The 18,719-nt window shown below is 68.0% G+C and carries 16 protein-coding genes; 3 read left to right on the forward strand and 13 right to left on the reverse strand.

The window, feature by feature from the left end; translation table 11 throughout:
- The first annotated feature begins 39 nt into the window (after positions 1-39).
- On the forward strand, positions 40-1,227 hold the full coding sequence (locus KYX17_RS17500) for an ROK family transcriptional regulator (protein ID WP_243228242.1): 1,188 nt from the start codon (positions 40-42) through the stop codon (positions 1,225-1,227).
- A gap of 7 nt (positions 1,228-1,234) precedes the next feature.
- Here the strand turns inward: KYX17_RS17500 and KYX17_RS17505 are convergent, their stop codons facing one another.
- The 5 genes from KYX17_RS17505 to KYX17_RS17525 form a co-directional block, all read right to left on the reverse strand.
- Positions 1,235-1,864, reverse strand: coding sequence for a hypothetical protein (locus KYX17_RS17505; RefSeq protein WP_243228243.1), 630 nt, complete (start codon positions 1,862-1,864; stop codon positions 1,235-1,237).
- Between the two features lie 9 nt (positions 1,865-1,873).
- Positions 1,874-2,767: a carbohydrate ABC transporter permease gene (locus tag KYX17_RS17510; protein WP_243228244.1), complete on the reverse strand. Its 894-nt coding sequence runs from the start codon at positions 2,765-2,767 to the stop codon at positions 1,874-1,876.
- Position 2,768: 1 nt separating this feature from the next.
- The gene (locus KYX17_RS17515) at positions 2,769-3,692 is read right to left on the reverse strand and encodes a carbohydrate ABC transporter permease (RefSeq protein WP_243228245.1); all 924 of its coding nucleotides are present in this window, start codon (positions 3,690-3,692) and stop codon (positions 2,769-2,771) included.
- A gap of 79 nt (positions 3,693-3,771) precedes the next feature.
- Positions 3,772-5,133: an ABC transporter substrate-binding protein gene (locus tag KYX17_RS17520; RefSeq protein ID WP_243228246.1), complete on the reverse strand. Its 1,362-nt coding sequence runs from the start codon at positions 5,131-5,133 to the stop codon at positions 3,772-3,774.
- A gap of 142 nt (positions 5,134-5,275) precedes the next feature.
- A complete protein-coding gene (locus tag KYX17_RS17525) occupies positions 5,276-6,427 on the reverse strand; it encodes a DUF4185 domain-containing protein (RefSeq protein ID WP_243228247.1) in 1,152 nt (383 codons plus the stop codon).
- Positions 6,428-6,488: 61 nt separating this feature from the next.
- Between KYX17_RS17525 and KYX17_RS17530 the strand changes: the two genes are divergently transcribed.
- Entirely contained in the window at positions 6,489-7,412 is a 924-nt protein-coding gene (locus KYX17_RS17530; protein ID WP_243228248.1) for a hypothetical protein, read from the forward strand.
- A 50-nt stretch (positions 7,413-7,462) separates the two neighbouring features.
- Here KYX17_RS17530 and KYX17_RS17535 read toward each other — a convergent pair whose 3' ends face one another.
- From KYX17_RS17535 to KYX17_RS17565, 7 genes are all read right to left on the reverse strand, one after another.
- Positions 7,463-8,971, reverse strand: a complete 1,509-nt coding sequence (locus KYX17_RS17535; protein WP_243228249.1) for an exo-alpha-sialidase — start codon at positions 8,969-8,971, stop codon at positions 7,463-7,465.
- A gap of 41 nt (positions 8,972-9,012) precedes the next feature.
- On the reverse strand, positions 9,013-9,879 hold the full coding sequence (locus tag KYX17_RS17540) for a dihydrodipicolinate synthase family protein (RefSeq protein ID WP_243228250.1): 867 nt from the start codon (positions 9,877-9,879) through the stop codon (positions 9,013-9,015).
- A 78-nt stretch (positions 9,880-9,957) separates the two neighbouring features.
- Positions 9,958-11,217 (reverse strand): ABC transporter substrate-binding protein, encoded by a 1,260-nt coding sequence (locus tag KYX17_RS17545; RefSeq protein WP_243228251.1) that lies wholly within the window; start codon positions 11,215-11,217, stop codon positions 9,958-9,960.
- Positions 11,218-11,283: 66 nt separating this feature from the next.
- Positions 11,284-13,965 carry an alpha-L-rhamnosidase gene (locus tag KYX17_RS17550; RefSeq protein ID WP_243228252.1) on the reverse strand — a complete coding sequence of 894 codons (2,682 nt, stop codon included), beginning with the start codon at positions 13,963-13,965 and terminating at the stop codon, positions 11,284-11,286.
- On the reverse strand, positions 13,962-14,783 hold the full coding sequence (locus tag KYX17_RS17555; protein WP_243228253.1) for a carbohydrate ABC transporter permease: 822 nt from the start codon (positions 14,781-14,783) through the stop codon (positions 13,962-13,964). Before KYX17_RS17555 ends, KYX17_RS17550 begins: the two co-directional genes overlap by 4 nt.
- Positions 14,783-15,736 carry a carbohydrate ABC transporter permease gene (locus tag KYX17_RS17560; protein WP_243228254.1) on the reverse strand — a complete coding sequence of 318 codons (954 nt, stop codon included), beginning with the start codon at positions 15,734-15,736 and terminating at the stop codon, positions 14,783-14,785. The genes KYX17_RS17555 and KYX17_RS17560 overlap by 1 nt, the downstream gene beginning before the upstream one ends.
- The gene (locus KYX17_RS17565) at positions 15,733-16,422 is read right to left on the reverse strand and encodes a GntR family transcriptional regulator (protein WP_243228255.1); all 690 of its coding nucleotides are present in this window, start codon (positions 16,420-16,422) and stop codon (positions 15,733-15,735) included. Before KYX17_RS17565 ends, KYX17_RS17560 begins: the two co-directional genes overlap by 4 nt.
- 159 nt (positions 16,423-16,581) lie before the next feature.
- Between KYX17_RS17565 and KYX17_RS17570 the strand changes: the two genes are divergently transcribed.
- Positions 16,582-17,259, forward strand: coding sequence for a Pr6Pr family membrane protein (locus KYX17_RS17570; RefSeq protein ID WP_243228256.1), 678 nt, complete (start codon positions 16,582-16,584; stop codon positions 17,257-17,259).
- Here KYX17_RS17570 and KYX17_RS17575 read toward each other — a convergent pair.
- The gene (locus tag KYX17_RS17575) at positions 17,231-18,601 is read right to left on the reverse strand and encodes an FAD-dependent oxidoreductase (protein WP_243228257.1); all 1,371 of its coding nucleotides are present in this window, start codon (positions 18,599-18,601) and stop codon (positions 17,231-17,233) included. The two genes, KYX17_RS17570 and KYX17_RS17575, sit on opposite strands and share 29 nt — an antisense overlap.
- Between the last annotated feature and the right edge of the window lie 118 nt (positions 18,602-18,719).

Genomic DNA, 18,719 nt, shown 5'->3' on the forward strand with positions numbered 1-18,719 from the left:
ACACCGAAGGGATGGACAACGATGACGAAGGGTCGACCGGTGCGCCCGTCTGCCACAGCTGCGCAAGTCGACGGCACGGGCCAGGTCCTGTCGATGATCCGCCAGGGGACGCAGACCGTCTCCCAACTCGCGCAGGCCATGGACGTCGCTCGGTCCACCATCATTCAGAGGCTCGAGTATCTGGAGCAGTGGGGTCTGATCCGGCGGATCGAGCCCCTGCCCGGTCAGCGCGGCCGCCCCGCCGCGACGAGCGCTTTCGACCCCTCGGGCGGCGTAGTCCTCGCCGCACAGATCGGTGCGACCGGGTTCCGTGCAGCGCTCACATCGCTGGACGGAACCGTTCTGCGCGAACAGTTCGTCGAGACCGGAGTCGCTTTGGGCTCGCGGCGGGTTCAGGACGCGCTCATGCTGTCGTTCCTCGCTCTTCTCGAGGACCACGGAGCTTCGGCGGACGACCTGGCAGGGATCGGACTCGGCATGCCGAGCGATCTCGACCTCTCCGGAATGACGGATCGCGAATCCAGAGAGCCGTGGGATGCCGAGCACCTGAAGGAGGTCCTTCAGCGCCGATTCGGGGTACGGGTCTTCCTCGAGCTGGACGTGAACATGCTGGGGATCGCCGAGCACCGACTCTCCTGGCCCGATGCCGAAGTGCTCGTGTGCCTGAAGCTCGGCACCTTGATCAACGCGTCGATCGTCGTGAACGGTGAGCCCGTGCGGGGCGCGAAGGGCCTTGCCGGGGAACTCGGCCATATGAAGGTCGACGGCTCCGTACAGCCGTGCAGTTGCGGTCGTATCGGGTGCCTGGATTCGGTCGCGGGCGGCCAGGCGCTGGTCCGCGATCTGCGGGCCGCCGGACGAACTGTCGAACATGTGCGGGACGTGATCCGACTGGCCGACGACGGCGACCCTGACGCGGTTCATGCGCTGCGCAGTGCAGGAATGCGCATCGGTCAGACGCTCGCTTCGGTGGTGAACCTGCTCAACCCGACGGCGATCACCGCCTGGGGGTATCTGGCGGAGAGTGCCGTGCTGTTCGCCGGGATCCGCGAAGGCCTGCACGCCAATGCCCTCCCGGCGTCCGCACAGGACCTCGTGCTCGTGGGGACGTCGCTCGGGTCGCTCGCAGGCTCCCGCGGCGCCGCCCTCCGCGTCATCGACGAGGTCCTCTCCCCCGAGGAGATCGATCGCGCGATCGTACGACGAGGATGGTCTCCCCCCGTCTGAGCACGGCTCACGAAGGATGGCCAGCCCGTCCGCGACGATCGATCGCGCGAGCCGCACCGACGAGCGCGTCGCGTGCCCAGCTCTCCACTCGGTTCGCGACCTCTTCGGCGCCGAGCGCATCCGTGTCGAGGATCGTCACCGGCCAGCGCTCGTCTCCGGCCTCCCATCCCTCCCACCGCTCCCACACCATCGGCACGGCGCTCGGCACGCGGATGACCTCCGGCAGATGGGCCGGATCCGCCGCGTGCGCCGCGAACCACGCGCCGAACCGCAGGTGGTGGAGGAGCCCTTCTGCATCCTCGCCGCGGGCGATCAGACGCGACCGCTGCGTCTCCGCCGATGCGGTGAGCACGCACACAGCGATGCCGTCGAGGAGCGGCGCGGACGGCGCCGCCAGCAGTTCGCCCGGCGGCACCTGACCGCACAGGAGCACGTGCTTCCCCTCGGCCTGTGCATCGATCGCGACCCGCACCCAGTGCTCGATCGCACCGTGCCGCCAGGACGTGTCCGCGTCGGCCGGAACGCCGATCGAATCGAACTCGACGCCCACGACCGGCGCGCCGAAGTCGCGTTCCCGCAGCGCGGCGAGCACGGTGGACTTCCCCACGCCGCTCGCGCCGCTCACGGACAGCAGCATCCGAACCTCCTACTTCAGCCCGGCCATCTTGATGTTGCCGATGATCTGCCGCTGGAAGATCAGGAACAGGATGATCACCGGCGCCGCTGCGAGCACAGACCCGGCCATGAGGAGCCCCAGCTCGGTGCTGCGTTCCGAGCGGAACGTCGCCAGGTACTGCTGCACGACGAAGCGCTCGGGTGTCGTGATCGTCATGATCGGCCACACGTACGAGTTCCAGTAGGCCAGGAACGCCGTGATCCCCATCACCACGAAGGGCGGCTTGGACAGCGGCAGGAAGATCCGGAAGAAGATCTGCACCCGCCCGCAGCCGTCGAGCATGGCGGCCTCCTCGAGGCTCGCCGGGATGTTCAGGTAGAACTGGCGGATGAAGAACACGGTGGCCGCGCTCGCAGCCCCGGGGATCACGAGCACGGCGAGCGTGTCGAGCATCGACAGGCGCGTGACGACGATGAAGCTGGTGAGCAGGATCGTCATCCCGGGGATGAACATGGTCGTGATGACCGCGACCCACAGCGTCCTCTTGAACCGGAAGTCGAGGCGTGCGAACGCGTAGGCGGCCAGCGAGTTCACCGTCAGGCTCAGCAGCGTGAACAGGATCGCTCCGAGGAACGTCCACCCCATCGTCAGCGTGAAGGTGGGGTCGGCGAGGATCTGGACGTAGTTCTCCCACAGCCATACTTCGGGGAAGAACTGGAACGGCGTCTGGATGACCTCGGTCTTCGACTTGAAGCCGGCGATCACCATCCAGGCAAGCGGGAAGAGCGCCGCCACGATGAACACCGCTCCGGCGATGAGCTTGGCGACCAGTGTGAGCCAGGACCCCGGCGTGCGCGGCATCCGGTCACGTCGGGGTTCACGTCCTTCGAGGACGATGCGCGTGGTCTCCTGCATGACGGCCATGTCAGTCCACCAGCCTTTCCGAGTTGACGAACTTGAACACGATGGCGGACACGGTCCCCAGCACGACGAACATCACCAGTGCCGCAGCGATCGAGTACCCGACGTTGATGTCGTTGCGGAAGTGGTTGAAGATGAACAGGTTCGGCAGGGTGGTGGAGTCCAACGGACCGCCGCTCGTCATCACCAGAGGCAGCTCGAATTGCTGGATGGCGGCCACGAAGCCGGTGATCAGCAGGTAGAGGAGGATGTTCTTCATCTGCGGCAGCGTGATGTAGGCCGTCTTCTGCCACCAGTTCGCGCCCTCCATCGCGGCCGCCTCATAGAACTCCTGCGGGATGTCGACCATGGCGGCGACCATGATCAGCGAGGTCAGCCCCATCCCCAACCAGATGGCGGGGATCGCGATCGCCAGCAGAGCCCAGGCCGGGTCGCCGATCCACGCGATCGGATCGATCCCGAATCGGCCGAGCAGCCAGTTCAGCAGGCCTCCGGAGTAGTCGTAGATCAGGACGAAGATGATCGAGGTGATGACCGTGGAGATGATCGTCGGGACGTAGATGCTCACCTTCAGGATGCTGGCGAATCGCCGCGAGACGCTGACCACGAGACTCGCGAAGAGGAACGCGAGCACGAGCATCGGCGGGACCGTCATCGCGACGAACACGAATCCGCGGCCGACCGACGCCCAGAACAGGCGGTCGCTCAGGACGTCCGTGAAGTTCTTCCATCCCACGAACTCCGGCTCCTTGTAGAAGCTCCAGTCCTGGAAGGAGAGGAATCCGGCGTAGATCGCCGGCCAGATGACGAAGATCCCGAGCAGGACGATCACGGGGAGCAGGAAGAGGTACGCGACCTTCCCGTCCCGGTATCTGTAGGCGTCCTGACGCTTCTTGATCGCCCTGCGATCGACTGCTGCTGTGGCCATGTCCAACCGTTCTCTCGTGGCCGAGGGCGCTCACCCGTGCGGAGACCGACGCTCGGCCGGTCTCCGCACGGGTGCGACCTCAGTTGGCGGGCGCCTTGTCCGGAAGGCCGTCGCGCTCGATGACGGTCTGGATCGCGGACTGCGCGGTCGCGATCGCGTCGTCCACCGAGGCGGAGCCCTTCATGACGGATTCCATGGCGGTGCCGACCGCGAGGGAGACGTCCCACGGGTAGGTCGGCTCGGGGATGGCGTCCGGCGCGATCTCGTCGACGATGATGCTCGACCACGGTGCGTCGGCGGCCTCGTCGCTCTCGGCGACGGCGTCCTGCACGGACTGACGCACGGGCACCTTGGTGAACTGCGTGTCGACGAAGAACGGCACGAGGTTCTCCGGGTCTCCCGCGATCGCCCACTCCAGGAAGGCGCCGGCGGCCTCGGCCTTCGAGCTCTTCGCGTCGATGACCCATTTGAAGTTGCCGAGCGTGGTCGCGGTGCGCTCGCCGCCCGAGGCATCCGGGAACGCCCCGATGCCGGTCTTGGCGAGCACGTCGGGGAAGTCGGAGCCGAGTTCGGACATCATCCAGGAGCCGGACACCTTGAACGCCGCCTTCTCCTCGCCGAAGTCCTTGCCCTCGACGTACGCGGCGAGGGCCTGCTTGGGCATGTAGCCCTCGTCCCAGAGGGTCTTGTAGCTGGCCATCAGCTCGCGGTAGCCGTCATCGTCGATGTTCGGCGCGGTCCAGTCGTCGGTGAGCGCCGTGTGCCCGGCGAAGTTGTACTGCTGGCCGACGGTCGACCATGCGAAGGTCGCGGCGTCCTGCGCGGGCGAGATGCAGTACTGGCCGTCGGCGAGCGTCGGCTGGATCTTCTCGCACGCCGCCAGCAGGTCGTCCCATGTCTCGGGGCCCTTCTCGGAGTCGACTCCCGCGGCATCCAGCATGTCCTTGTTCCAGAACAGGACGGCCTGCGGTTCGAGCAGCAGCGGATACGCGTAGAAGGTGCCGTCGATCTCGGACACCGGCTTCGCGGCGTCGATGATCTCACCGAGAGCCTCCTCCGACACCACCGAATCCAGGTCATGCAGCTGACCGGCGTTGACGGCATCCTGGATGCTTCCGGGGTGCGTGTAGATGTCCGGCGCCTTGCCCGCAGCCTGGGCCGCCTTCATCTTCTGGTCCCAGGCGTCCGCCGGCACCTCGGTGTCGACGACCTTCACCTCGTCCTGGGACTCGTTGAACTGCTTGACGATGTTCTCGTACCACTCGTTCTCGACGGGGGTGAAGGTGCGATGCCAGAACTGGATCGTCGTGACGCCCTCCTCCTCTCCCCCGTCCGCGGACTCGCCCGGCGTGCTGGAGCCGCAACCGGCCAGCAGCGCCACGGCGGACACCGCCCCCAGAGTGGTGATGACGAACCGGCGAGTGCGTGTCGTTCTCAACATGGGTTCCTCCTCAGGAACTCGACTCGTCCTCGAGTCGTTTGCTGTGTTCGGCGGTAGCCGAGGGTGACGGCCGCGCACACATCGATCAGCGGCGACCGGGTAGCGTCAGAGTAAGCGAAATCGATTTCAAGCGCAACACCCTTCATGGCATGCGATCGAGCTCCGCAGAGAACCAGAACACGTTGTACGGTCCCCACAGCGACAGCGTGAAGTGGATCGTCCGACCGTCGTCGCTGACGTATCTCGGATTCAGGTACGGCGAGTACAACCCCGGATAGTCGTCCCGCGAGACGAGCTCGATCGGCTCGCCCCAGGGACCCCAGGGCGTGGCACCCTCGCGGATGTACGCCGAGCCGGCATCCGAGTAGGTCATGATCCACCGCTCGAGATACGTCGACCACATCACGGAGTGCTCGCCGATCGTCCCTTCGACCACCTGCTGCGCGTCGGCGAGCACGGACGACCACCGCGGCGCCTGCCCGTCGAGTCCGGCGAAGTACTCGTAGGCGCCGGGATCCTCGACGTCGGCCTCGACCGCCGGAACCCTCATCAGGCTCACACCTCCGAACCGGCCCGCCGGGATCGCCCAGATGTACACATAGTCCCGACCTCCGTCGCGCACGGCGACGGCCGAGAACTGGATGAAGCCGGAGTCCCCCGGCCACTGCACGTCCGGCACCGGAGACCAGGAGACGCCGCCGTCCCGCGAGACGATCAGCGCCGAGTGATTGGTCTCCCAGGCACCGGGCTCTCCCCAGTGCCTGACGGACATGTAGGCGACATAGATGCTGTCGCCGACCGCGAAGCCGTGGGTCGGGATTTTCGTGACCTCGCCGCCGGCGCCGTTCGCGTCGTGGTCACCCTCGACGAGCGCTGCGGCCAGACCCAGCTCGTCCTCGACCCAGCCGTCGAACGTGATCCCGTCGGTCGGGTCCTCGTCGGTGGACCAGGCCGCGACGTTCGATCTCCAGAACCCTCCCTGCCCTCCGATCGACTCCGGATCGCGTTCACCGAACGTGTCGCCGAACAGGAACAGGGTCCGGTCGCCGAGGTTGACCATCGACCCGAGGTCCGTTCCGGCGACCGACACGGCGGCCGTGTCATTGATCGCATCGGGCCCGGTCAGCTGAGCGACCTCGGTCACGTCCGAGACGCCGGCGAGCCGGAACGGCTTGTCCCGGTCCAGGTCGACCGTCACGACGCCGTCGCCTGTGCAGGCCGTCATGGCGAGCAGCAGGACGGCGGATGCTGAGACGCCGGCGGCCCGGCGCATGCGGCGGTTTGCAGGGCGCATGATCCTCCTCGATCAGGCGCCACTCTAGCGAAATCGATTTCATAAAGCTACGGTGTCGGACATGCGAACACAATGGCTGCGCTCTGCCGACACCGGTCCTTCGATCCCCCGCTGGGGTCACCGGGACGGGCTGCAGATCGGGCTCCCGCCCCTTCCGGGCCCTCGTGGTCTGCTGCGCGTGTACACCCCGTATCTCGGACACCCGCCGGACCGACTGGTGAATTTCATCGCGATCGAGCCGATCGTCTCGGGATCGACAACGCGCGGCTACTCGGAGCTCGAGCCGAGCTCGCTCGACCCGGGTGAGCGCGGCAAGCGGCTGTGGGCGATGGATGCCCCGGGCGCCGGGGAACACAGGGACGCCGGCGAGCCTCGGGGCGTCGTGGCGGAGATCGACGGGATCGAGACCCTCACGGTCTGGATCGGCGTCGAGCGGTTCGACGACGGCGCCGAGGTGGAGGTGCGCGTGCGCTTCCGCGCCGATCGGCCGCATGAGGTCGAGGTCGCCGGCTTCGCCACGGCCGACTCCGCGCCGCTCAGCCACCTGGTCCTCACCGCCACGATGGGCAACTGGGCGAGGCTGCGGGTGCTGGAGCTCGGCGACCGGTCCGTCTCGCCCGCCGACCTGTGGCCGGGCTTCTCGGGAACCGGCTTCGCCGCGCATGCGCGGTTCCCGCTGTCCGAACTGCGACGAGACGGATCGGCCGCGGTCGTCAGCGCAGTGGGCGACGAAGAGGATCCCTGGTCGGTCACGTACGCGCCGGACACCGCCGAGCACTGGCATCTCGTCGGGCAACTGGCGCGGCAGACATGGATCGTGGACGACCCGCATCCCGATCTCGAGGTCCTCGTCAACGCCCGTTGGTCGTATTGGGCCAGCTCCTCGCCGATTCCCGGCGGCCCCGCCTACGAGAACTTCGAGATCTTCGAACCGTTCCGACCCGGCGCCGCCTACCGGTTCCGGGTGGAGGGGTTGGGCGGGTGAGAGGTGCGGGGCCCGGCCCGGCTCGGCCGCCGGACCGGGCCCCCGTTGCCTCAGTCGCGCTTTCCGGTGACGGTCACCCACGGCGACCAGGGCGAGGTCTCACCCTCGCCGAACGCGTTCACGGCGGTCACCGCGACCCGGTAGCGACCGGGCCGCAATCCGGTGAGGACGGCGTCGACGTCGTCGCCGGAGACCGTCGTCGTGACGATGACACCCGACCGCGATTCGGCTTCGACCACGTAACGGGTGATCGGGGAGTCCCCGGCGCCCGATGACGACCACTGCACCGCGATCTCGCGACCCCCGCCCGTGGCATCGGGCCGCTCGATCTGCGCGGGGACCTCGCGCAGCGAGATGTCGCCCAACGGCACCCGGGTGTACTCCACGTCCTCCTTGTTGGTGCCGTAGGACACGTACAGGTGCTCGCCCCAGACGAAGCTCTTCTGATAGCTGTAGCCGAGGTTCTTGGACTTGCCGGTGTACCGCAGGGGCTGCAGATCCGCCGAGTCCCTGAGCACGACGCCCTCGGTGAAGGTCTCGCCGTCGGCGCTCAGCACGAGCACGAGCGGGTGCCGGGTCTTGGTCCCCGTGAGGCTGCCGGCGAGATACGCGGTGCCGTCCGGGAGGTTGCCGGCGCTCTGCTTCGTGCGCGAATCGGGAATGTTCGTGACCACGGACTCCGACCAGGTCTCGCCGTCGTCCTCGCTGACGGCCGCCAACTTGAACATGCTGCTGCCGCCCTGATCGCGGAACGTCATCACGACGTCGCCGTCCTCCTGCGTGTACCAGCTGGGTTCGAGCTCTCGCGACATCTCGTCCGGCAGATAGGGCTGGTTCTCGAACTCACCCTGCGTCCACCCGCTGACGCCGAGCGGATCGTCGGTGTAGTACGGTTTCACCTGCAAGCCGGGCTGCACGTGGAACGCCGTGAGGATGCGCCCGGAGTCGAGGGCCTTCACGTCCTGCTCGATGATGCCGAGCACCGGCTGCCCCTGGGTATCCGTGACGGGGGCAGGATCGCTCCAGGTGACGCCGTCCGTGCTGGACACGTACAACGTGTACCCGCCGCGGGGAGACAGCGCGGACGGCCAGACGTTGAGATACGCGATGAGCGTCTCGCCGTCGGTCCACCAGCCTCCGTTCGACGTGTAGCCGTCGGTGCGCGGCGCGGTCAGGTCGATCGGATCGGACCAGTTCTCGCCGTGCTCATCACTCACGCTGTAGCGCACGATCGTCTCGGGCGCGTCCTCGTCGCGTTCGGAACTCTGCCACTGCGCGTAGAGCCGCCCTTGGAACGAGGTCAGAACGGTTCCGTGGTTGAACTTCAGATCATCGTCGCCGGGCGAGAAGATCGTGACGGTCTCGGCGTTCTCGGCCTGGGGCAGCCCCAGGGCGTTGAGATCGGCCGTGTCGATGAGGCCGTCGGCCACGGCGACGGGCGGGCTCTCGACATCGGCGACGGCCGGGCCCCCTGCGAGGGAGGCTGTCAGCGCGGCGGCCGAGAGCAGTGCCCCGCCGGCGAGGATCCGCCGGCGGAACGAGACGGGTGAGGGCGACATTGCTACTCCTTCATCTCGCGGCATCCGATCGGATGCCGCTTCTAGTGGAAACGCGGGACCGCGCGCTCGAGTCGCGCGAGTTCCGCTGCGTCCGGTTCGGGGATCGGCATGCGCCGACCGCCGACGGGACGCCCGGCGAGGCGATGGACGGCGCGCATCCGCGCGGGGGATCCGTCCACGGCCTCGACGACTTCGTCGATGTCCTTCTGCAGTTCGTCGACGCGACCGGCGTCGGCGTCGATCAGCGCTCGACGCATCGCGACGAACGGTCGCGCGAACGCCGACGCGACGCCGGAGATGACCCCGTCCGCTCCCGCCAGCCCTGCCCTCGCGAAGTCCCCGTCCGAGCCGGTGTAGATCCGGAAGCCTTCGGGGAGGCGCGCGCGGAATGAGGAGATGAGATCGAGAGATTCGCCGCTCACCTTCACGCCGACGACTCCCGGCAGCCCCGCGAGCCGCACGATGAGCTCCTCGTCGACGGGAATGCCCGTCCGCGCCTCGAACATGTACACGTAGACATCGAATCCCGCGGCTTCCGCGACCGCTTCCCGGAAGAAGTCGTAGACCTCATCCGGAGGTGCGGGGAGATAGTACGGCGTGAGGATCGCGATCTCCTTCGCGCCGGCACCCCGAGCGCCCGCGATCAGCTGCGACACCTCGAACCGGCTCGCAGCCCCGACGTGCACGATCACCCGCATGCTGGTGAGGCTTTCCAGGGAGAGTCTCGTGATGGCATTGCGCTCGTCGATCGACAGCGCGGGGAACTCCCCCGTGGTGCCGAGGATCAGCGCACCCTGGACGCCGGAGGCGGCGACGTAGGCGAGAATCTCCCGGCATCCGTCGAGGTCGAGCGCTCCATGATCGTCGAAGGCGAGCGGGACGGCGGTGATGATGTCGTGCGTGGGCATGCGTATGCGGTCTTTCCGGAAGTCGTGCGGGAGGGGCGGCTCCGGGACGCCAGCGTCGGCATCCCGGAGCCGGATGGGTCAGCCGGAGAAGGCCGTGTCCATCGAGGCCAGGACGTCATCGACGCCCGCTTGGCCGGAGAACAACTGCTGCACGCCGACGAACAGCGCGGACTGCGCCTTCGCGTTCGGCCAGCCCTGATCGGGCATGGGCGCGGTCAGCCCTTCCGCGATGACGTCCGCCGCGGTCTGCATCACGGGGTCGAGCTCGACCTCCGCCGACGTGAGCGCCGGGATCCCCGGGGCGGCCTCGAACCAGATGCCGGTCGCCTCGGGCGTGGCCAGCCAGTCGACGAAGTCGAGCGCGTTCACCATGTTCTTCGCGCTCTCGTTGACAGCGAAGCTCACGCCGATGCCACGCGGGACCGAGGTCTCACCCGAATCGTCGCCGGGCAGGGGGAAGAACCCGAACTCGGTTCCCTCGGGCGCCGTGGAGGCGATCTGCGGGTAGGACGCGAGGACCTGGACGACACCGACCGCCTCGCCGCTGTTCACGAGGTTGTAGGACGCGGTGACGTCGGTGCCGAGCGGATCGTCGTTGAAGCACCCCGCCTCGTTCATCTCGAGGTACTTGTCGAAGGCGTCGGCCCAGCCCGAGCCCTCGAACGTCGCCGAGCCGTCGGCGAGCTGCGCATCGAAATCGGGGTCGTCCGCGTACACGGTGGACGCGACCAGCGCGTAGGGGATGAGCTGCGTGACCCAGTCGGTCTGGATGCCGAGCGCGAAGGCGACCTTTCCGGCCTCCTTCACATCCGCGCAGTACGCGAGCAGGTCGCTGTAGGTCGTCGGGACCTCCAGTCCCAGCTCGCTGAGCGTGGCCGTGTTGTAGATCGTGCCGACCGCGTCGAGCTTCGACGGCAGCCCATAGGTCTTGCCGTCGATCTGCAGGGTCTCGGCGGTACCGGGATCCACGGTGTCGACCCACTCCCGATCAGAGAGGTCCGCGAGATAGCCCGCCCCCTGCAGGACGTCGATGGCGCCGGGATTCCCGCCGCCGGCCCAGACCGTGAACACGTCGGGGCCGGTGCCGCTCGACAGCTGGGTGCGGATGGTCGTCTGGAACTGCGAGGTGTCGGCGACGGTCAGGTTGACTTCGAGGCCGGTCTTCTCCTCGTAGGCTGCGACGACGGCCTCCATCGGGCCCTGGTTGTTCGACGTGGTCGCGATCGTGAGCGAATCCGTGGGTTCCGTGGACGACGTCGGCTCCGACGACGAGCACGCCGACAGGCTGAGGCCCGCGACGGCGACACCGGCGACGACGGCGATGTAACGCGATTTCATGGTGGCTAGACTCCAATGCAGGAAGGGGGCGCGAGCCCCCGGGTACAGGTGTTCGGGTTCAGTGGTTCACTCGGCCGGGAACCGGAATTCGTAGGTTCCGGGTTCCAGCCGCCATCGAGTGCCCCGCTGGCTTCGTTCCATCAGGGTGACGCCGTGCGAGTGCGTCGCGTTCTCGCCTCCTTCCGTGACCTCGGGCGCGGCGGGGAGGACGGCGACCGACGGGCGGCCGGGCGGAACCATCACGCTCCACGTGATGCGTCCGCCCTCGCGTCGCCAGCGGCTCTCGATGCGCCCTCGCGGCGTCTCCAGAGAGCCGGCAGCGTGATCCAGATGCGGGTCGAACCGAGGTGCGAGCTCGATGTCCGCGAATCCCGCCGATGCCTCCGCCTGTCGGATGCCGAGGATGCCGGAGAGGAACCATTCCCCGACCGATCCCAGCGAGTAGTGGTTGAAGCTGTTCATCCGCGCAGACTGGAAGCCGCGCTCGGGGGTCCACCCGTCCCACCGCTCCCAGATCGTGGTGGCCCCGTTGCGTACCGAGAAGAGCCACGACGGGTAGCGGTCGTTGTGCAGCAGGCGGAACGCGAGGTCCTCGCGTCCGATCTCCGCCAGCGTCGGACACAGCAGCCCGACGGTGACGAAACCCGTCGTGAGCGAGACATCCCTGCGTTCGACGGCTGCGACCAGGCGTTGCGCGACGCGGTCTCGCTGTGCGTCATCCGCGCAGAGGTCGAAGGCGAGGGTGAGGAGATAGCCGCCCTGCGTGTCACCGGCGACCGTCCCGTCCTCTGACAGGAACCGATCGCGGAAGGCCACCCCGATCCGCTCGCGAAGCCGCTCGATCGCCTCGGCATCCTCGGCGCGACCGATCTCCCGCAAGGCGCGCGCGGTGAGGTCGGCGCTGCGCGCGAAGTAGGCCGTCGCGAGGACGTCCTTGCGCGTCTCCTCGCCGATCTGCAGCCAGTCGCCGTAGTCGTTGCCGACCTGCGTGCGCCAGATCAGGTCCGGATTGTGCCGCTCGATGTGACGCACCCAGGCGATCATGGAGTCGGCGGCCTCCGCGAGCACTTCGACATCACCGGTGGCGCGGTAGACGTTCCACGGGATGGTCACTCCACCGTCTCCCCACGCCGGTGCCCCCTCTCGCAGATGGATCAAGTGCGGTGCGATGTCGGGGAACGCGCCGTCGCCGTTCTGCGCGCTGCGCACGTCGCGCATCCAGCGTTTCAGGAGCGGGCCGAGATCCGCGAGCGCCAGGGCGGTCGGCGCGAAGACCTGCGCATCGGCGAGCCAGCCGAGTCGCTCGTCCCGCTGCGGGCAGTCGGTCGGGATCGAGACGAAGTTGCCCCGCAGCCCCCATTGGATGTTCTGGAACAGTCTGTCGAGGGCGGGATCCGACGAGGAGAAGTCGCCGACGAACTCGGCGTCGTTGTGCAGCACGACAGCCTCGACGTCGTCCGGTGAGAGTTCTCCCTGCAGGCCCTGCACTTCTGCGAAGCGGAACCCGTGCAGCGTGAACCGCGGCTCGAAGACCTGTTCCGCATCCCCGTTCGTCCAGAACACGTCGACCGGCTCGGCGGTGCGGAGATTGGCCGTGTACAACTCGCCGGCGTCGAGGACCTCCGCATGATTCAGCTGGATGCGCCGATCAGACGGCTGATCGCGCAGCGTCAGGCGCACACGACCGACGAGGTTCTGCCCGAAATCGACGATGAAGCGGCCTTCTCCGCGAGACGACACCGACACCGCGGGCAGACGCACGGTCGCACGCACGCCCGGATCCACCTCGGGCGTCAGCAGGTCGACGGCGGTGTCCTTCACGACGGCATCCGACCAGTGCTCGATGTCGTGGTCCGGCATGTGCCAGTCGGGCACGGAGCGCCGGGAGTCCTCGTACTGGCCCATGAGCAGGTCGGCGTAGAGGATGTCGGACGCGTCCTCCTTCCAGTCCCCGTCCGTGGCCACGATCCGACGACCGCCGTCGGCGTCGTCGAGCACGAGCTGCGCCAGGAACGCGGGCTCCTTGCCGTAGTGCTGCGCCTGCTGCCGGCGATCGGTTCCGATGAAGCCGACGTACCACCCGTCCCCGAGCAGCGCGGCGACGCTGTTGCGGCCGGGTCGCAGGAGCGGCGCGATGTCCCAGGACTGGTACGTGATGCGGTCTCGGTACTCCGTCCACCCCGGAGCCAGCTCGTCCGCGCCGACCTTCCGACCGTTCACGTACAACCGGTAGACGCCCTTCGCGGATGCGTGCACGCGCGCGATCGCGGGAACACGATCGAGATCGAAGTGCCGCACGAAGCGGCGCACCGGCTGGAGCTTGTTCACCGTGAAGCTGATGTCGGTGTCCTGCGGGGGAAGGGCCGTGTGACGGTAGACCGGATTGCGCCCGATCCAGGCCGCGCGCCATTCGTCCGGATGCACGATCCCCGTCGCGAACTCCGCCGTGCGGGTCACGATCGCACCGTTCGCATCCTCGACGGAGAGCACCCAGCGGTACCGCGCCGAGGTAACCAGCGGAGCGCCGGCGTAGCGAGCGCCGACGGTCAGATCCGACGGCACGTTCCCGGAATCCCAGACCGGTGCCGACCCACCACCGGGAAGGACCTGCGCCACCGTGATCCGGTACGCGCTCTGCCGCGCACCCGGTTCGGCGGAGCGCAGTCGCCAGGAGAACGAGGGCGCCGTGACGACGCCCTGGGGTTCGCGCTGCCCGTCCACGCGCAGCGCATACGGCTCCAGGCTCATCCCTTCAGCCCTCCGGCGAAGCCCTTGATGATCTGCTTCTGCATGAGGAAGTACACCAGCAGCACCGGCACCACACTGATGACCAGGCCCGCGAACACCACGGGCCAGTCGGAGACGAACTGACCGACGAACGCATAGAGCGCCACGGTGACCGTCTGCTGGGGAGTGCCGCTGAGGTACAGCAACGGCACGAGGAAGTCGTTCCACACCGTGATGGCGTTGAGGATGATCACGGTTCCGGTGATGGGGCGCAGCAGCGGGAAGACGATGCTCGTGAACGTGCGGAACGTGCCCGCACCGTCCAGCGCCGCCGCCTCTTCGTAGTCGCGCTCCAGTGTCCGCAGGAATCCGGTGTAGAGGAACACCGAGAACGGCACCTGGCTGCCCGTGTAGAAGAGGATGAGCGAGGCGAGGGATCCGAGCAGACCCAGATCGCGCATGGTCTGGTAGAGCGGGATGAGCGCGACCTGGAACGGGATCATCATGCCGACGAGCACGATCCAGAACACGGTCGTCGACAGCTTCGACATGACGCGTGCGAGCGGGTAGGCGGCCATGGACGAGATGGCGACGATCAGGACGACGCTCGTCACGGTCACGATCGCGCTGTTAAGCAGAGCCTGCGCGAGCCCCGCCTCGTTCCACGCCTGGATGAAGTTGTCGAACGTCGGCTGAGCAGAGGGGACGAGCGCCGAGGTGGCGTCGTTCGCCGGCCGCAACGACATATTGACCAGTACGTAGACCGGGAAGATGAATGCCAGCGCGATCAGGAGCATGACGAGCTCCCGGGCGAAGGTCGCCTTGGTGTAGCGGAACATCAGTGGCCGCCCTTCCGGCTCAGGCGCTGCTGCGCGACGGAGAAGAACACCACGACGACGGCGAGCACGAGCGCCAGCGCGATGCCGTAGCCGAACTCGTTGAACTGGAACGCGGACTTGTACAGCAGCGTCGACATCGTCTCTGTCGCGCCACCGGGACCGCCGGCGGTCAGAACGAACACCTCGGTGAACATCTTCAGTCCGCCGATGATCGTGAGCATGACGTTGATCGCCGTGGCCGGTGCGAGCAGCGGCCACGTGACGGACCAGAACCGGCGCCACGGACCTGCTCCATCCACCGCTGCGGCCTCGTTGAGCTCCTGCGGGATGGACTGGAGGCCGGCGATGTAGATCACCATGGAGTACCCGGCGTGCTGCCAGACGATCATCATGACGACGGATGCCGCGGCCCAGAACGGATCGCCGAGCCAGCTGGGCGCTACGTCGCCGAGACCGACGGCCGCGAGAAGGGTGTTGACCGCTCCGTCGGGCGTGAGCAGGAACTTCCAGAGGTACGCGACGACGACGGGCGTGATCACGACGGGCGCGAAGAACAGCACACGAAGGAAGTTCTGCGACTTGAGACCGCTGTTCACGCCGAGGGCGAGGAGCAGACCGATGCCGTTCTGCAGGACCGTGACGGCGAGCGCGAAGATCAAGGTCATCTTCAGGGCGTCGAGCGAGCTCTGAGACGTGAAGATCCGGACGAAGTTGTCGAACCCGATGAAGTCGTAGTTCTGAGAGAGGCCGTCCCAGTTCGTGAACGCCAGCACGGCGCCGCGGATCGACGGGACCACGACCGCGAATCCGTAGAAGATCAGTGCCGGGATCGCCAGCACCAGCAGCGCCCTCGACTGTCCTACCCCGACGAATCGGCGGCGGCCGATGCCGGACGGCGTGCCGCCCTGTGCCGTCGATGCCTCCACGGGTCGCTCGATGTCGACCACGCTCATGAGGCGCGCTCCTCTCCGGCACCTTCGATGAGCGCCTGAACCGCGTGCGCCATGCGAGAACGCGCGCCGTCGAGGTGTTCGCGCAGCTCCGCCCTGATCTCGTCGGCGTCGCCCTCCTCAAGGAGATCGAGCAGGCGGCCGTGATCGTGCGCGGATGGGTGCAGGTCGACATCCTCCTCCACGGTCAACTGCATGAGGCTCGCGAAGACCGGTTCGTAGGCCTCCCAGACGTCGATGAGGCGGGAGTTGCCGCCGATCCGATACAGCAGTGCGTGGAAGCGCATGTCGGCGTCGGCGAAATCGGCCGCTGCGGCGCGATCTGCGCACGCGATCATCTCCTGGACGATCTCGCGCCCGATGCGCAGCTGGTCGTCGGAAACGCGCCCGATCGCACGGGTGACCGCGACGAGCTCGATGGACTCGCGCAGCTCGTACAGATCGTTGATGTCCTCCTGGCTGAGGCCCACGACGAAGAATCCCCGGCGCCGGGACTCGACCAGCCCCTGGGACTCGAGCTGACGCAGGGCATCGCGCACCGGACCTCGGCTCACGTCGTACTCCGCCGCGAGCGAATCCTCGACGAGATGAGTACCCGGCTGCAGGTGCCGACGGACGATCTGGTCCCGCAGGACCGCTGCGAGCTGGTCTCCGAGCGCAGGTGCTCGGGTGGGCCTCATCGTGACCATGACTTCACCTCTTTGTGTACCGTTAACGAAAGACAGTTAACTGGAATCGATTTCAGAAGTCAACTCGTTGCCCTTCCGCCTGCCCGGATCCGCCGCACATCCGAGCCTCCGTAGACTCGCCAGATGACGTGACCGCGCGGGAGAGGAGGCGATGCGAGCGTGCGATGGCGGACCATCTTCGGCGTGCTGCGCCTGCTGACCGCCGCCGTCTGCCTGGCCGCGCTGACCCATCGCCTGTTCTGGGGTCTGAGCTCCCACACTGTCGCGGGCGACAACTTCTTCGCCTATCTCACGGTGCAGTCCAACTGCGCGCTCGTGGTCGCGCTGGCGATCGGCGGCGTCCTCGCCTTCCGCCGCGACGCGGATCCGCGCTGGTTCACCGTCGTGCTCGCCCTCGTCCTCACGTGGACGATAACTGCGGGTCTCGCGTTCGCCCTCATCGTCTGGCAGGCGGGACTGCGCGGCATCCGCATCGACGTCCCCTGGTCCGACCAGTTGCTGCACTTCTGGCTGCCGGCGTGCACGGCGCTGGCATGGAGCCTGACACCGGGGCATCGCCGGGTGCCGTGGCGCGTCGTACCGGCATCCCTTGCCTTCCCGATCGCGTGGGGACTTCTCACGCTGTGGCGGGGTCCTTCGATCGGCTGGTACCCGTACTACTTCCTGGACCCGCGCCAGGTCTCAGGTCCCGCCGAGTTCCTGCTCACCAGCGGCATCGCCCTCGCGATCTTCGCCCTCGTCGCGGCGGCGATCGTCGGCGTGAGCCGGATGCCGAGCCCGCTGGCTCGTCGCGCGCGGGTCGCGCCCGTCACTGCTCAGTCGAGTCCGCAGGGATGAACGGCGCGAGTGCGGCGACCGCCGCGGCCACCGCCTCCTGATCGCCGAGCGCCGCGAACTCCTCGGCGGCGGTTCCGCCCACCAGACCGACGAGAACGGGCTCGCCCGTCGTCGGCAGCAGATTGAGCCAGGTCCGGATGACGCCGTCCCCGCCGACGACGTGCCAGAACGCCGCCTCGGACTCCCAGAATGGTTCGTCGAAGCGCAGCCAGATCGTCTCGATCGCGCCGACGCCGAGGTCCGCGATGGCGCCGCGATGCGCGAACGGCAGGGCGGGCGCGAATTCCACTCCGCCGTGCTGGAGCACGCCCAGGGGAAGGGTCAGCACCACGCGGTCGAAGGACAGCGATTCCCCCGTGCCCATCCGCAGGCTCACGCCGGTGTCGTCGTAGGCGACCCGGGAGACGGGGGACGACAGGCTGACGCGGACGTCCTGCAGCAGCGATTCGACGAACGCGGACAGATCGGCCGATGGGGCCGCATAGGCATCCTGAGGCAGGGACGGAGGGAACCAGCTCGACAGGACGTCTGCATCCCCTCCGGATGCTGCGGCCAGCGCCGCCAGCAGGCTTGCGAGCGCGGGGTCCTCGATGTCCGCGCCGTTCGCGGTCAGGGCCTCGGCGATCGAGAGGTCAGCCGGCTGCGCCTGGGCCGCCGTGATCGCCGCGGTCAGGACGTCGTCGCCGACCGGATCGACATCGCCCTCCAAGGAGCGCCACTGCGCCCCGGTCAGCTCCAGCAGGCGTGTGTCGATGCCCTCGAAGCGCTCTCGCAGGTCGCCGTCGTCCGGGCTGAGCAGCCAGCCGCCGAGCTGCACCGGGACCGGCCAGTCCTCGGAGACCCGCGAGTCCACACGTCCGCCGATCCGATCGCGGGCCTCGAAGACCGTGACCTCCGCCCCGGCCTCGGCGAGCAGGCCGGCCGCGACGGCACCGGACAGCCCGGCGCCGACGACGGCGATCCGCTCTCCCGTGATGGCGCGACCGCGCAGGTCGGACGCCACGCGCTCCCCGGAACGGAGCGCGCCGCGCAGCGTTCCGGGCGCCTCGGTGTCGGTCGTCTCGCCGGCGAAGAACACGCGTCCCTCGACGGGTTCCGTGAGCGCCTCCCGCAGACTCGGCTGCGCCCCGACCGGGGTGAAGCTCGCTGCTCCGCGCGCGAACGGATCGGTCGTCCAGGCGCTGCGCAGCCACTGCGCGGGCACCGGCCCGTCGATCGGGGGCGGAGTCCCGGTCGGAGTACGCGTCGCGGTCGGCGACGGCGTGGGCTCCGGTGTGCAGGACGCGAGAAGCACGCTCACGGCGCCGACACCGGCGCCGATCAGCAGCGTGCGGCGCGTCATCCTCATCGTGTCGCCACCTTACCGCCCCGCGCTGTCCGGCGGCTGCGGCTCATCGCCCGTCTATGTGGCGCGAATGCCCGCGACACGCCGTCACGGCCGTACACAAGCGCCAGACAGA

The sequence above is a fragment of the Microbacterium sp. CIAB417 genome (assembly GCF_022788845.1).

What these genes read in the sequence shown, in the direction of transcription:
- KYX17_RS17555 (WP_243228253.1), bottom strand. Translation starts at nt 14,783, where the DNA reads ATGTTCCGCTACACCAAGGCGACCTTCGCCCGGGAGCTCGTCATGCTC.
- KYX17_RS17565 (WP_243228255.1), bottom strand. Translation starts at nt 16,422, where the DNA reads ATGGTCACGATGAGGCCCACCCGAGCACCTGCGCTCGGAGACCAGCTC.
- KYX17_RS17515 (WP_243228245.1), bottom strand. Translation starts at nt 3,692, where the DNA reads ATGGCCACAGCAGCAGTCGATCGCAGGGCGATCAAGAAGCGTCAGGAC.
- KYX17_RS17545 (WP_243228251.1), bottom strand. Translation starts at nt 11,217, where the DNA reads ATGAAATCGCGTTACATCGCCGTCGTCGCCGGTGTCGCCGTCGCGGGC.
- KYX17_RS17530 (WP_243228248.1), top strand. Translation starts at nt 6,489, where the DNA reads ATGCGAACACAATGGCTGCGCTCTGCCGACACCGGTCCTTCGATCCCC.
- KYX17_RS17525 (WP_243228247.1), bottom strand. Translation starts at nt 6,427, where the DNA reads ATGCGCCCTGCAAACCGCCGCATGCGCCGGGCCGCCGGCGTCTCAGCA.
- KYX17_RS17560 (WP_243228254.1), bottom strand. Translation starts at nt 15,736, where the DNA reads ATGAGCGTGGTCGACATCGAGCGACCCGTGGAGGCATCGACGGCACAG.
- KYX17_RS17520 (WP_243228246.1), bottom strand. Translation starts at nt 5,133, where the DNA reads ATGTTGAGAACGACACGCACTCGCCGGTTCGTCATCACCACTCTGGGG.
- KYX17_RS17575 (WP_243228257.1), bottom strand. Translation starts at nt 18,601, where the DNA reads ATGACGCGCCGCACGCTGCTGATCGGCGCCGGTGTCGGCGCCGTGAGC.
- KYX17_RS17540 (WP_243228250.1), bottom strand. Translation starts at nt 9,879, where the DNA reads ATGCCCACGCACGACATCATCACCGCCGTCCCGCTCGCCTTCGACGAT.
- KYX17_RS17550 (WP_243228252.1), bottom strand. Translation starts at nt 13,965, where the DNA reads ATGAGCCTGGAGCCGTATGCGCTGCGCGTGGACGGGCAGCGCGAACCC.
- KYX17_RS17510 (WP_243228244.1), bottom strand. Translation starts at nt 2,767, where the DNA reads ATGGCCGTCATGCAGGAGACCACGCGCATCGTCCTCGAAGGACGTGAA.
- KYX17_RS17535 (WP_243228249.1), bottom strand. Translation starts at nt 8,971, where the DNA reads ATGTCGCCCTCACCCGTCTCGTTCCGCCGGCGGATCCTCGCCGGCGGG.
- KYX17_RS17505 (WP_243228243.1), bottom strand. Translation starts at nt 1,864, where the DNA reads ATGCTGCTGTCCGTGAGCGGCGCGAGCGGCGTGGGGAAGTCCACCGTG.